The sequence below is a fragment of the Ruminococcus sp. AM42-11 genome (assembly GCF_003480145.1).
GTDB classification, from domain to species: domain Bacteria; phylum Bacillota; class Clostridia; order Lachnospirales; family Lachnospiraceae; genus Blautia_A; species Blautia_A faecis.
The window spans coordinates 19,226-34,134 of sequence record NZ_QUIO01000007.1 but is presented as its reverse complement, the minus strand read 5'-3'; the positions used below and the strand labels follow the sequence as shown (position 1 = coordinate 34,134).

The 14,909-nt window shown below is 41.3% G+C and carries 7 protein-coding genes and 1 pseudogene; all 8 read right to left on the bottom strand.

The features are described 5' to 3' along the window. Nucleotides 1-256: 256 nt before the first annotated feature. Nucleotides 257-1,177, bottom strand: a complete 921-nt coding sequence (locus DW904_RS05880) for an ABC transporter permease (protein ID WP_243110316.1) — start codon at nucleotides 1,175-1,177, stop codon at nucleotides 257-259. A 102-nt stretch (nucleotides 1,178-1,279) separates the two neighbouring features. Then, nucleotides 1,280-2,167 carry an ABC transporter ATP-binding protein gene (locus DW904_RS05875; protein ID WP_005426530.1) on the bottom strand — a complete coding sequence of 296 codons (888 nt, stop codon included), beginning with the start codon at nucleotides 2,165-2,167 and terminating at the stop codon, nucleotides 1,280-1,282. A 69-nt stretch (nucleotides 2,168-2,236) separates the two neighbouring features. Further along, nucleotides 2,237-3,001 carry a hypothetical protein gene (locus tag DW904_RS05870; protein WP_005426531.1) on the bottom strand — a complete coding sequence of 255 codons (765 nt, stop codon included), beginning with the start codon at nucleotides 2,999-3,001 and terminating at the stop codon, nucleotides 2,237-2,239. Beyond that, entirely contained in the window at nucleotides 2,998-3,510 is a 513-nt protein-coding gene (locus tag DW904_RS05865; RefSeq protein WP_021650349.1) for an RNA polymerase sigma factor, read from the bottom strand. The genes DW904_RS05870 and DW904_RS05865 overlap by 4 nt, the downstream gene beginning before the upstream one ends. Before the next feature lie 277 nt (nucleotides 3,511-3,787). Beyond that, complete coding sequence (locus DW904_RS05860) at nucleotides 3,788-4,039, bottom strand: transposon-transfer assisting family protein (protein ID WP_005426535.1); 252 nt, start codon at nucleotides 4,037-4,039, stop codon at nucleotides 3,788-3,790. Then, nucleotides 4,036-7,890 carry a DUF3849 domain-containing protein gene (locus tag DW904_RS05855; protein ID WP_118578491.1) on the bottom strand — a complete coding sequence of 1,285 codons (3,855 nt, stop codon included), beginning with the start codon at nucleotides 7,888-7,890 and terminating at the stop codon, nucleotides 4,036-4,038. The genes DW904_RS05860 and DW904_RS05855 overlap by 4 nt, the downstream gene beginning before the upstream one ends. Before the next feature lie 54 nt (nucleotides 7,891-7,944). Beyond that, nucleotides 7,945-12,850: pseudogene (locus DW904_RS23685) on the bottom strand (SNF2-related protein); the annotation flags it as partial. Nucleotides 12,851-14,499: 1,649 nt separating this feature from the next. After that, complete coding sequence (locus tag DW904_RS23680) at nucleotides 14,500-14,841, bottom strand: TnpV protein (protein ID WP_118049814.1); 342 nt, start codon at nucleotides 14,839-14,841, stop codon at nucleotides 14,500-14,502. Nucleotides 14,842-14,909: the final 68 nt, after the last annotated feature.

Sequence of the window (14,909 nt, the reverse complement as noted above, 5' to 3'; positions counted from 1 at the left end):
ATCTTTAAACGATAATAATAATATTTTTCCTATGTTTTCACTCCCTCTAACAGATGTTTCTTCATCTAATTATAAACTTCTTTTCTGCGATATATAAAATAAATAACTGGAACAATCAATAATAGCAGAATGGAGTACGATATTATTAAAATAGGAACTGCGCAAAACACTTTTCCTCCGATTTCATACAAGTTAAAAAATTTAACTACCTGATTCATTTGAAGCATTTGATCTGGAAGAAGTCCCAAAATTTTATTTAATAATGGTAGACTTGTTCCTGATAAAATGATGGAAGAAAAATCAAAATAAAAGGCACGATTACCGCTATTACTGATGAGTTTGTCTTCGCAGAAACCAACATAGTTAGAGATTGCATAAATAAACATCCCAGATATCCACCAAGAACTATCAAAATATATTCCTGAGCATTCGTGATATTATAAATACTCTTCCACCCACTCATACTAGACTGTATGGGACAATTTGCTCCGTCTACACCAAGAATTCCCAAAACAAGCATAGTGTATAACAACATAACCGCCCAGTAAATAGCCGTTATTATGATTGCTCCTGCTTTCACTTTTGCCCATACAGCCTTATTTCTGCCATAATAAGAAGAATAAAAAACTGCATTCGCTTTCAGCTGAAATTCACCTGAAAAAATACCTGCACAAAGGAAACCTAATACCAATGTCAAAATCATAATTATTGAGGGTGAATATTGAAATAAGTTTTTCCATCCCGCTTGATAATCATAATATAAAGGGGGTTTCATTTTTTCATACGCTCTTATTAAATAACTTTTTTCCTTTTCAGAAAACTGATCCTTTCCATCAGTTTCTAACCAATTTTTCAAATTTTTGATACGATTAGAATAAAAATCTACTGCTTCATCAGGAGAAAGAGAATCTGCCAGATAATAATTATAATCGTTAAACTCTCCATAATCACAATTTAGTAAATCCCTTATATCCATGAAACCCTGTCTTTGACTATATGCTATATCATTCTGTCTAAAATCATTCGACTTAGCTTCCGGTGTCTGTGAAATCCTGACATTTTCTTCAATAATTTTTCTAAGCACATCCTCTGTCAGTTCTCCTGACCATTCTTTTTTCAACTCACGAACCTTTAACATAGCCGATATTCCACTTTCCGCATCACCATTACGATTCACATATTTATTATCCCCGATGATAAAAGACAAGACTACTGAAATTACAATAAAAATAAATATCAGCGCAACCTTACTTCCTTTTTTGAAAAAACTTTTTTTATTTCATAATACGTCATAATCATCACCTGTTTTCTCTCCGAAATAATATAAGAATATGTCCTCCAAAGTCATCGTTTCCTCTTTCGCATTATAGTGTGGAGATTTTTCAGACAAAATGCGTAATTCTATTCCATCCGAAAGTGTTTTCATATTTGAGACTTTAAACTGTTTTTGCCACATTTCAACTTCATTATTTGCAACTACACAACTCCATACTTTTACTGGTACTGACTGAATAATCTCTTCTTGTGTTCCTGAATGGCTAATCTTTCCATCTTTCATCAATAACACCTGGTTGGCAATGTATTCAATATCCGACACAATATGTGTTGATAATAGCACGAGACGATCCTGTGACAATTCACTGATCAGATTTCGAAAACGTATCCTTTCATTCGGATCCAGACCTGCAGTAGGCTCATCGAGGATCAAAATCTTTGGGTTATTTAGCATAGCTTGGGCAATCCCTGCACGGCGTTTCATTCCTCCAGACAATTTTTTCATTTTTCTATTCTGCATTTTAGCCAACCCAACCTGCCGCAGAAGTTCTGTTACACGCTTTCGTGCAATACTTATTCGCATTCCTTTAATTGACGCAATATACATTAAATAATCATGAACCGAAAACTCCGGATAAAATCCAAATTCTTGAGGTAAATAACCAAGAATTCTCCTATATTCGCCATCCAATGCAAAAATATCTTTTCCATCACATAATATGCTTCCCGAAGTAGGTTTAATAAGTGTGCAGAGCATTCTCATCAGCGTTGTTTTTCCAGCACCGTTGACACCAAGAAGCCCATAAACTCCATTACTCATCGTCAGCGTGATATCATCAACTGCTTTAAATCCCTGAAATTCTTTTGTTAATTTTTTCAATTCTAATTCCATAATCAAATTCCTCACATTTCTCTGATTACGACCGTTGTGTGATTTCTCGTAATTGACACCATAATAGTCTTATACACTTGCCCCATTACTCTCGTAATATCTTTCACTGCATTTCCATACTCGCCAAATACTGTAACACAAATATAAAACAGATAATATCATCATTCCACACCATATTGATGTAGATATATGCTCATAAATACTATCTTTGAGAACTACAAGCGTCCAAACAGCGATCCAAATCAGACAGGAAAATAATGTGGAAGATACATAATCATCTCCTTTACTGCAAAGTAATCGAAAACATATGCAGCATGTCACATTCATTGGCAAAATAAATTGTATTAAGATATCCATAAATGCAATCTGTAACACAAAAGTGCTGGTTATCAAAAACACACTCAATAGGCAAACATCTACCATGCCGAAGAGTAGCATTCGTGCGGCATATATATTCTTTATGGAAAAAAATGTTGCACCTTCTACTTCCATAGCCCCATTGCTTCTATTTTTCCAGAGTTCCGGAAGTATCAATATTACAAAACTCGGTGCCAAAATCCCCATGCAGCGCCTTGTATAAATACTACTGTCTGATAAGAACATTGTCATCCAAAGGATTAGTAATACTGCCCCTTGAGCAAACCACCAGTGCTTCTGTATATACGAAGCTTGCTGATATAAAAATTCTAACCATGACATATTTCTTTCGATTTCTCCATCCCAATATGCTTCTTTCGATTTTATAATGGTCTGTTGTAATTTTTTCTCATCTATATTTCTATCCTTCTGATTTTTTGCATACGCATGCAATTTTTCATCAACTGTCATCATCATTTCTTATCCCCCAGATAAACACTCAACAATTCTTTTGCTTTTCCTATCCTATATTTTACAAGAGGAAGTCCTATGCCAATAATATCTGCTACTTCTTTTAATTTCAAATCCTGAAAATAATGTAGAATAACTACTTCCTGCAAATCTTCTGGAAGTTTTTTTATTGATTCTTCTATATCTATTTTATTCTCAATTACAGCAATTGGATTTTCCCCCTTATCTGGTAACGCTTCCATCACAATATCTCTTTTTTTCTTATAACTATCCCGACATAAATTTCGAGCAATCACATACAAATAATTAGCAGTCTTTCCCAAATGATGATACGATCTAAATGATCGAAAAAAGTGTTCAAATGTTGCTTGAGTAATATCTTCTGCATCACAGTCTGTGTATGTATGTAATCGACAATAATTCCGTATAGTTGAATAGTATTTTTTTACGAATACCTCTATAGCTTCTTCATCACCATTTTTCATTTTGTGAATCAAAAGAAAATCTGCATCCACTTCTTTCCTCCTTTTTCTACTGAAAGCACTTTCTATTATATATAACGAATAAATTGTACAAAAAGATAGTCAAAAATATTTTTCTTACTTTTTATTATATCATTAATTACACTGCTCTTTTACATACTCGCTTTATTTTACTATGATGCATTGTGAAATTTAAAAGCCAATAATAAAATTTATCATATTAATAATATGTGCCAGTTTCTCAATCGGATTGGCTACTTTCTCCAATTTAAATAAATTCTATCTAACACTAATTCACACAAAATATTCTCTATTTTTTATAATTATCTTCCAAATCCGCTTTATAATCTTCCAGATCCATAAGAAAAATTTCATAGCCTTCATCACTCATGCAGAACAGCTTTCTTATGGTATTGCAGACAAGCCCGATCATATCCGCATCCCCTTTCAGAAATGGAATGATATTGTCGATAGCTTCCATCGTATCATTTCGGTTGCCTTTATCAAACATTGCGGTCACTAAGCATTCATCTGTATCAAAGTTCATTGCAAGATTCATCATAATTCTACATTTCCCTTCTTATGTGCTTTGGATTTTTCAGTTGCCATTTCTTTCTGCTCCTGTGCTTTTGCTCTTGCCTGGAACTCTTTTAACGACTGCAGCACGGATTTTTTCAGTTCCCCTTTTCCACCCTTTGCAGGCTCTTTGTTTTGTTCCCGGTTCGATTCTACTGATACGGATTCTTTCTTGAATGGTGTTTCTGAAACTTTCTGTTTCACTTCCACGGTCTGTTCTGCCTCCTGCACTTTTCCATGTTTCTCATTCAGATACTTTTCCATGTCATTGATTGCTTTCTGTACCAATGGGCTTTCCTTATAATGTGGAATCATATCAATCAGATCCCTGTCTATCCTGTCTCCACTCATGAGTCCGTATTCCCCGGAATAATCCTCATCCCCGTCCTGCAGATCAAAACCAATCCCTTTGATTCCATGCAGGCGTTCTGCCGGAATACTTTCATAGATTTTGATTGCTTCTTCCAGAGTAAGATTATTATGGTACTCACCCATGACCGGGAACTCCATGCACTCTGCTACATAGAAACTGATCGTAGCTTCTGGCTGTTCCTGTTCTGATTGTCTGGTAAAGATAGAAAAGGTTTCTGCATTTTCTAAACGGGAGAGCAGTGACCGGGCAGTTATCACATCACTGTCTATATCAGATTCTTCCGATACTTCAACCAACCAGTCCTTTAAACACCCTGTTTTCTTATTCAGAATGTCCTCTGTGATTTTCTTCACCTGTTCTTCCCTGTTCTCAACGATATCTTTATACTCGTAAGTGTCATATTCATAGCTGAAATTATCTAAATCCACCGCCAGCTTTTCGATTTCCTTCTGATCAAGATAGGCTTCTGACTCTTTCATATATTCTGCCAGAGTGATTCTTTCTTCTGCGATAGGATTGATGTCCACCTTAATACCTGCCATTGCTATACCATGAGCATTTAATTCATTGAAGAAACTGTCCTCCCGGATATTGCCACGATAAGAAAGCACCACATCAAGGTCAGAATCATCTCTGTAAAGTTCCTCTCTGCTTCTGGAACCATGCACCCTTGCTGCAAGCAGCTCTACTTCATTTTCTAATCCCATATCTTCCAGAATACCCTGTGCGTGATACAAGACACCCCGTTCCACTTCTGCCCTGCTAAGACCATTTAATGCTGCTTCATCTCTTCCAATCTCAGAAGTCGCACGAAGCTCACCTGCCTGTAGTAAATCCTTTGAATGTTGGATGGTCATTGCCTCAAATTCTTTATAGTCCACTTTGACACATTCCATATCATCCATTCTTTCACTTTTTAAGATTTCATAAGTAGCTTTCTGAACAGATACTTTGGGATCGTCATAATCATTGGAATGGATTTCGTGCAGGTCAGAATCATAAAAAATATAAAAATAGCCTTCTTCCGTTGCCTGTACGGTCAGATACCCTTTGCTCTTGGTAAACTGCATTACAATTCCCTCACAGGTATCCACTGCTCTTTCCCTGTCATAATCCTCAAAAATACTTGGTGGACAATTCTTTAATAACTGTGCCAGCTGCATCTGCCGTTCGCCTGCTTCTTCCACTTCTGCCATCAAATCCTCATAGTCAACGGGAACGGCATTTTCCAGGGACATATCCTCATCTTCAAGAATATCTTCCATTGCCTGACGCATAGAAATATCAGGATTATCATAGGCACCGCCGTCGATCTCATCATAATCCAAAGCATAAAAGGTATAATCATAGCCTTCCTCTGTTCTCTGGATTGCAAAATACCTATCGTCAATCTTATATGCCAGTTCATCCGGCTCCAGTTCCGGCATAAGTCCCTCTACAGAAATCCCTTTCTCCTGCAGATATTCTGAAATAGCTTCCAATGCTCCTGCATCATACCCATTCCAGAGATCTTCTGCAATAAGCTGACCATGTTCCGATACGATAATCCCTGCCACATCTGAACCATACTCATCATGTTCCATGAAGAAAAACTTCTCCCCTGCATACTCTCTTTCATCCACCGTATGCCAGGTTCCCGCATGTCCATCTGCTTCAAATCCTCTGGTATCTGCTGTAATGGTAACTTCCGCTTCATCTAACGCCTGTTCAATCTTCTGCATCCGGATCTCTGCCCTTGCCATATCAATAAAACCATCTAACACTGCTGGATGGCTTTCTATCACATAATCCTGATTCAGATTCTTCCCCTGATTGATATTTTCCGGGATTTCGATATGTTCTGCCCAGTCTTTGTTCTGCCTGGAAAATCTGCCGTCATAAGAAAGTTCCCGGAGCGTATTTGCCATAACAAACGTCATACGTTCTTCTCCAAACTGCTCTAACACTTGCGTTGCGGCATCTTCCTCTAAATGCAATCCGTCAAATTTTAATGCGATCGCTTCCTCGATTGCTTTCTTACAATCAATGTTTAACTTTCTGGAATCCAGATAGGCATCTACATCCCTTTCTTCCATTGCCTGAGCAAGTGTTCCTTTATAGACTGGGGGATAGGCTCTGGTATGATTATTTTCCAGCATCTCCATTCTCTGCTGTACAAAGTCCGGAAGTTCCTCAAAGCCGAAAGAATCCACATAATAAGCCTTTGTCTCCGCCGTCCGGTTTATAACTATGACGTCGCTTACCGATAAGGAATGTCCATGAAAATCGTTCGGGCGGTTGATATTAAATCTCTCAAAAATATCCTCTAATGTAATCGTTGGTGTCCACGGAGCCGCATACACCATCCTGTAGTCTTTCCCCTCAATGGTATAGCCTAATTTTTTAGCCGATTCAAACCCCATAAACTGATAAGTATGCTCTCCGCCCGTATCCATCTGATAGATTGCAAAACGACCGCTTTCTCCATGAAAAAGCAAAGTTTCATCAATCATTTCCGCACTGTCCTGTTCCAGTTTTTCTTGTCTGGTGGCAGATGCTTCTTTTTCTTCATATTGCATGGTATTTTCTCTTTCCAGCTCATGCATCTGCTCCTCAATGTTCCCAATGATCTCTGCAGATGTTTTTCGGATGGTATCCATTGATGCTTTCAACGCCTTCATATCCCTGCTCTCGCACCAGCTGGCGATATAGGTAAACGAATATTCTGAAGTATCCAGACCAAAATGGTTGCAGACTATGTAAGCGATACTTTCTGCTTCCACTTCCTTTGTTGTCTGGTCTTTTAAGACGCCTTCCGCATCCATTACTTCCCGGTCATGCAGCAATGCGTGGCTCACTTCATGGACTCCGGTTTTCATCGTCTGGACATTACTCATATCTTCCTTTATCGCAATATATTTTTCTGTCTGGTGATAATAGCCTTTTGCTTCCCCTTCCACATTCATCATGCGGATCGGTACAGGAGAAATATTCTGCAATGCCTGCATGAACGTATCATAAAACTGTACACTTCCGGTAAGCTCCGGCACCTCCAGTTCTGCGATCGGTTCTCCCTCTGTCTGGCTGACATCAAACACTGTCGTTATGCGGAATCTCGGTATCACCATCTCCACAATCTCTGTTTCCGGCTGTCCATCATCCCCAATCACAGGCTCTTTTGTTACCGGGTCGATCTTTTCAATCTCCTGTTTCTCCCGGATCGGTGCTGGTGCAATGATCTGGATTCCTTTCTCTCCACGTTTTACATGACGGTTAAACTTCTTCTGCCATGCCTGATACCCTGCCACCAGTGTTGCTTCCGGTTTCTGCATGGTGATCAGCAGCGTGTTATTAAAGCTGTAATTATGGAACTTTGACATGGTATTCAGATATTCGGTATATCGCTCCGATGTAAAGATTTCCTTTACTCCCTGCTCCAGCCGTTCCGATATTTCTTTTAACTGTTTTTCTATATTATTTGCCATAAACAAACCCTCCATTTTATGTCCCCGCCAGAGAAAACTCTGACGGGAAATCTTTTATAACTCCTGTTCGTGTTTTTTCTTTGCAGCTTTCTGTACAGGTGGCTGTTCCGCTGTATTCTGCTGTGCCTTCTCCTGCTTTAAGCGTTCCAGAATAGATGGCTTATGGATTCTGTCTGCTGTTTCCGGAAGTTCTTTTTCTTCTGCAGTATCCCTGCTATCTGTGCTACTTCCTTCTCTGCCAATATCCTCATCTGCCATAATCGTCTCATTACCCTTTTCATCCATGTTCAGCAATGCATTTAACTCGGATAACCGTTCCATCTTTTCATTCAGCTCTGCTTCTTTCGGGAATGGTTTCTTTACCTCTTCCTGTGCAGTAGCAAGCTGCTGTTGTACGGTTTCCAATTTCTGCTCACTTTCCGTCAGCTTCCTGTCAATGGAAGAAAGGGTGTTATGGATACGCTGCATATTTCCTACCGGGTCTTTTCCGATCTCCAGCTTATAAGAGCATTTTCCTTTGACCGTCAGTTCAAACGCATTGGAGAACATATTGTAGGAAGCGGATAACGTAAACCCATGATATTCTCCGACCTTTCCGCCGGTGCTGACGGTTTTTAATCCTGCACAAGCAGCGATCAACGCTTCGCCTGCTTCTTTCTTATCTTCATAAAGGACATTCCCTACCGTCATGACAAACGTGTCATTGTCCTGTAAATCCACGCTTTTTACTACCTGGGAATCTATCTGCATCCCGGCAATCCGCTCTTTCAATGCACTGATCTGTACCGGGAAATTCTTTGCAATATCGGATTCCAGACGATAAATCTGACTGGTGTGGTTTGCCTTTAGAAGTTTCAGCTTACTCACCTGCACATCCAGATCCATTTTTTCCTTAATGTACGGATTACCTGTAGCAAGAGCCTTAATCTCGGCATAGGACAGTGCCGTATCATCCACATCTTCACAAGCTCTGACCGGGGATTTACTGGTCATGATCTGGCTGATGAACTTCTGCTTATTCTCCAAAATCTGCCACATATACGCATCAAAAGTATTTTCCGTCACATACCGGAATATCTTTACTTTGTCATTCTGGTTTCCCTGTCTTAAGATACGTCCTTCCTGCTGCTCCAGATCAGACGGTTTCCATGGACAGTCAAGGTGATGGAGAGCAATCAGTCTGTCCTGTACGTTGGTACCTGCACCGAGTTTTGGAGTGGAACCCATCAGGATTCTCACCTGTCCAGCCCGTACCTTTGCAAACAGTTCCGCTTTCTTTGCCTCCGTGTTGTATTCATGGATAAAAGCAATCTCTTCTTTCGGGATTCCCCTGGCAACCAGTTTGTTTCGGACATCATCATATACATTGAAAGTCCCATCCCCTTTTGGAGTAGACAAGTCACAGAAGATCAGCTGTGTTGTCCGGTCTGCTTTTCCCTCGTCCCATACCTGAAAAGCATTTTCCACACAGGTATTGACCTTGCTTTTTTCTGCATCCGGAAGGAGTTCATTTAATAGCCTCTGATCCAATGCACATTTTCTTCCGTCATTGGTAATCTTGAGCATGTTGTCCACCGTTGGATTCACAAGACCGGCTCTTACTTCTTCCGCACGTTCCGAAAAGGCACTGACCATTTCCTGCTGTTCTTCACTTGGTTTTAAGACTTCATTGATAAACTCTGCTTCCGGTACAGGAAGATTCAGCATATCCGATGTCTGAATATCCGCAGCTTCCTTAAAAATGGAGATCAGCTCTGGAAGATTAAAAAAACGGGCAAACCGTGTTTTCGCACGATAGCCCGTTCCTTCCGGTGATAATTCGATTGCGGTTACTGTCTCCCCAAACGTTGCCGCCCAGGAATCAAAGTGTCCCATACCCATACGCATGAGTGTGTCATACTGAAGATAACGCATGATAGTGTAAAGCTCGGTCATACTATTTGATACAGGAGTACCTGTAGCAAAGGTGATTCCTCTGCCGCCTGTCAGTTCATCCATATACCGGCATTTCATAAACATATCCGAACTTTTCTGTGCATCCGTCTGTGAGATACCCGCCACATTCCGCATTTTTGTATACAAAAAAGTTCTTAAAACTATGGCTCTCATCCACAAACAGCCGGTCTACACCCAACTGCTCAAAAGTTACTACATCATCCTTTCTAGTCTGGTCATTGAGTTTCTTCATCCTCGCCTGCAGACTCTTCTTTGTTTTTTCCAACTGCTTGATGGTATAATTCTGCCCTGCCTGATGTGCCGCTTCTTCAATGGAAAACGTAATATCTGCGATCTGATCTTCCAGCATGGCAATCTGCCGTTCTCTTGAAAGAGGGATTTTCTCAAACTGCGTATGGCCGATGATCACGGCATCATAATCCCCTGTCGCAATACGGGAACAGAACCGTTTTCGGTTTGCCGGCTCAAAGTCTTTCTTCGTTGCCACCAGGATATTTGCTCCCGGATAGAGACGTAGGAAATCACTGCCCCACTGCTCGGTCAGATGGTTTGGCACAACATAAAGATTCTTTTGTGAGAGTCCCAGCCGTTTTGATTCCATACCGGCTGCGATCATCTGGAACGTCTTTCCTGCTCCTACGCAATGAGCCAGTAACGTATTATTTCCATACAGCACATGAGCCACTGCGTTTTTCTGATGCGGCATCAAGGTGATCTCCGGGTTCATGCCGACAAACTGAATATGGCTTCCATCATATTCCCGTGGACGGATGCTGTTAAATCGTTCATTATAAATCTTACAGAGATCTTCCCGTCGGTGCAGGTCTTTAAATATCCACTCTTTAAATTCCTCTTTGATCAGCTCCTGCTTCTGCTGTGCCAGCATTGTTTCCTTCCGGTTTAATTCCCGGTGTTCCCCCTCGGCATCCTGTACCGTGTCATAAATCTTGGTATCTCTAAGGTTTAAGGCATCTTCCAAAAGACGGTAGGCATTGGCTCTCTGTGTTCCATAAGTGGAAGTGACAAGGGCATTTCCGTAGCTGTCCACATTCTTTCCCATAACATTCCATTGTCCGGTCACTTCGGCATACTGGACTTTGACCTTGCTCCCTACATAATATCTTGGTGTATGGAATGTCTCTGCCATGAACTGTGTGATATAGTTCTCTGAAATCCAGGTTGCTCCAAGTCTTGCCTCAATCTCTGACGCATCCAGATCTTTTGGCTGTACCTGCTCTAAATACTGCACATTCACCTGATATTCTGGGTGATCTTCTGCAAACTGTTTGGCGATCTGCAGTTTCTCTCTTACATTTCCAGAAAGATATTCGTCCGATGGCTCCCATTTTTCACTAATCGGATTCTTAAAGATTACCCCCGCCAGTTCTTCGGTAAGCTTCTCTTCTGTTTTCCCGGAAAGCTGTGCCATATAGGAAAGGTCAACGCCTGCCCTCTCACCGATAGAAACCGCAAGTGCTTCACTGGCAGTATCTACAGAAGTTACCGTTTCTGCCCTGCGGATTGTCCTTTTGGTAAAAATATCCGCTTTCCGTTTCAGTTCTCCCTTATCATCCAGAAATTCCAGAGAAGTCAAAAGACAATAGCTGCTGTCCTGGCTGAATGCCCGCTTATTGGCATTGCTGCTGATAAGACCATATTTTGCTGTAAAGGCATCATATTCTTCATTGAGTTTTTCCTGCAGCTTTGTGATCTGTTCAGCGCTTCCCTCTTCCATTTGACACTGGATCAGTTCATTCGTAACATCACGGATCTTCACCATCCCTTTGACACGTTCCGCTGTCATTGCCGGAAGCTCCATGCGGTTCATCACAGAATTTTCCCGGTAATAGACTTCATCATTCACTACGGTAAAACTGAAATTCTTTACCTCCGGGTCTGCCGGGATAGAGACAACATCCTCCTCCAGCTCTGTATCCGAAAGTTCCAGTTCCGTGATCGTGCCATGGATATTCTGGACGGCTTCTTTTAACTGTTCTTCTAAGGTAATTCCTTCTTTTGGTTTTACGGTCACTTCCTGCTTTCCATACTGGGTACTTTCTGTAGTAAACTCACCAAGCACCATTTCCGGATGCTCTGCAAAATAAGCATTGACTGAATAGCCTTCCTGTGTTTCCTTTAGATTTAACCATTCCGGTTCCTCAATGGATGCCCTGTCCCTTTTCTGGAAAAACAGAATATCAGAAACAACGCTGGTATTGGCATTTCTCTGGAATGCATTATTCGGTAATCGGATGGCTCCAAGCAGTTCTGCCCGGTTTGCGATATACTGTCTCACTGCCGGATTCTGCTTATCCATCGTTCCACTGGAAGTTACCACTGCAACTACGCCGCCCGGACGCACCAGATCAAGGGATTTTGCAATAAAATAATCATGGATCATAAAATGATGCCGGTCATATCTGCGGTCACTGACCTGATACGCCCCAAATGGAACATTGCCTATCACACAGTCGAAAAAGCTGTCCGGATAACTGGTTTCCTCAAATCCCTGTACTGCAATCTTATTTTTCTGGTAAAGCTGTTTTGCGATCCTGCCCGAAACCGGGTCAAGTTCCACACCATACATATTGGCTTTGCCCATACTCTCCGGGATCAGTCCCATAAAGTTACCGACACCACAGGACGGTTCCAAAATATTTCCCTGTTTCAGTCCCATATTTTCCAGTACTTCATACATACTTCGGATCACGGTCGGGGACGTATAAAAAGCGTTTAAGGTCGATGCCCTTGCTGCACTGTATTCTTCTGATGATAAGGTATTCTTTAATTCCAGATACTCATTCGCCCAGCTGCTGTTACTCTCCTCAAATGCCTGTGGGATGCCACCCCATCCAACATAACGGGATAAGATTTCCTGTTCTTCGGGTGTTGCCAGACGTTCTTCTTTCTCCAAAGTCTGTAACAAATGGATGGCTTCCATATTTGTTTTATACTTTGCCTTCGGACCGCCTGCACCAAGGTCATTATCCTGGATACGGAAGTTGTGTGGTTCTAACACAGCTTTTTCCTGTTCCTGACTTTCCGGAATATCTTCTTTGGCAGTAACCTCTTCCTCTTCTATTTCCTCTACATCTGACATATCTACTACGGTCGGTTCTGTTACCGACTTAGTATCTAAGAAATCAAACATGGTCATCTGATGACCAGACGGCCCCGCAAAGGATGGTTCTGCTTCCGGTGTTGGGAATATTGTGTAAGTCCCCTCTACATACTGATGAAGTTCCGAAAGAAGTTCTGTTTTCTGCTGATAGTTTGTCCCATATGCTTCAAAATCCAATGGCAGAGCTGCCAATGCCGCATCCATCTTCTGTAACAGTTCCTCTGTCTGCTCTGTTCCTTCCAACACTGCCATCAATTCTGCTCTCGACACATCCCCAAAAAAGTCATTGGTAAATGGTCTGTCTATTCCTTCCGGAAGACGAGCATAAAAACTAAGTATCTTATTCGCCATCTGTTCCCGTTCATACTCCGACATATGGACATAATCTTCTGCCTGCAGGAACTGGTCGTTCTTTATCAGATAGGATATTCTATTGGCAACTTTCTTCCAAGATAATGAAATTGAAGTATATGGACTATTATCATCACCTCTTGCAAGAAGCAGTCCTTTCCTATCATAATTTACATAAAACTCATCTACATCAGGCAGTGCATGAATCCTTTTATTGGTTCCATACTTTTCTTTAATAAAATCCGTTCTGGATTTTTCATTTTCATTTAACAAATAAAAAGAATAAGTTTTGAGCCTATCTTTTGAATAAGGGCCACCCCTTGCGAGAAAAGCATCTATCTCATCCTGGGTAATGAACATCTGATGTTCTTTCCATGCAAACCCATCTCTTGCCTGATAAGGGATGACCTCCGCAGCAAACTTCTGAAACTGCTTTGAGATATTTATCGGATTATAGTGATGGAAACGCATAAGAGAGCTGTCCATTTCATAGGCTTCTGCCAGTGCATCCAGTCTCTCATTCAGTTCCGAAAGCCACTGGGGATCTTCTATTTTTTCTTCTAAATAATCCGTGATCTCTGGATAAATACTGCGAAGATGTGGTAAGTCCTCTTCGTCAAAGACAATCTCCGCTACTCCTTCTGCCATATCCCCTTTCATATAGGCAAGAGCCTGGGCGTGTTCTTTTACTGCATTACTTCTTGCCGCATCCAATACAGACTGTGGTGCATATTCACCCTGGTCTAAAAGCTGATGGATACGTCCGCTGACATCCTCCCATGATAAAAATGCCTTATCTAAGATATGGTCTGTAACCGTATGCCCCACTGAGATCTGCATCCCAGTTTCATCAAACCAGACTGAATATTCATTTCCATCAATCTGAAAGCCTTTTCCACCTTTACGGTATTCACGCTTTACAAACTCCGTATATTCCTCCGGTGTCTGTTCGCTCATGAAATTATAGATGATCCGGAGCTGGCTGGCTTTCCGGTTTCCTCCTGTCCGTAAGATCTCATCAACAACTTCCTCTGGAATCGGGATTTCTCCGGCATAAAGGGCAGCTGCCCTTTCCTCGATCTGCCGTCTTTGTTCATTTGCGGTTGGATATTCGGGCAAAGATAAAGCAGAGGCGATCTCTTCCTCTGCTTTACTCAATCCATCTTCTCTTGTATCTTCGACTAACTGTATACCAATTCCGTCAAGATGCTCTCTTCCGCTGTTGCCATCAGTGCGTTCATGTGTGCTGTCCATGCCATCGGATCTGCTTCCTTGTCCGGTGCCGGATTCTTCTCCAGTAATTTCTCCATCTGGCTGTCCATTCTCTCCTGTGCTGCTTTCTCGATCTGTTCCAGATGGCTGTTCAGCTTCCCGGTCAGGAACAGGCTCTGATAAAGGCTGTTCTTGTGTTCCTTCAGAAATGTCCTCCGCAGCATCCCGTATTTCCCGATCGTCACTTCTTCCTCTTCGACGGTCAGATTCGGAAACAGGTAATCTCCCTTGCGATGATATGTCAGTTCCATAATCGGTTCCTCCTTCATTTTCAATATTTTCTTCTTTTTTCGTTTCTGCATCCCGGTTTTTAGTTTCA

Excerpts from the sequence above, each read along its gene's own strand:
- DW904_RS05870 (WP_005426531.1), bottom strand. The coding sequence starts at position 3,001 with ATGATGATGACAGTTGATGAAAAATTGCATGCGTATGCAAAAAATCAG.
- DW904_RS05860 (WP_005426535.1), bottom strand. The coding sequence starts at position 4,039 with ATGATGAATCTTGCAATGAACTTTGATACAGATGAATGCTTAGTGACC.
- DW904_RS23680 (WP_118049814.1), bottom strand. The coding sequence starts at position 14,841 with ATGGAACTGACATATCATCGCAAGGGAGATTACCTGTTTCCGAATCTG.
- DW904_RS05855 (WP_118578491.1), bottom strand. The coding sequence starts at position 7,890 with ATGGCAAATAATATAGAAAAACAGTTAAAAGAAATATCGGAACGGCTG.
- DW904_RS05875 (WP_005426530.1), bottom strand. The coding sequence starts at position 2,167 with ATGGAATTAGAATTGAAAAAATTAACAAAAGAATTTCAGGGATTTAAA.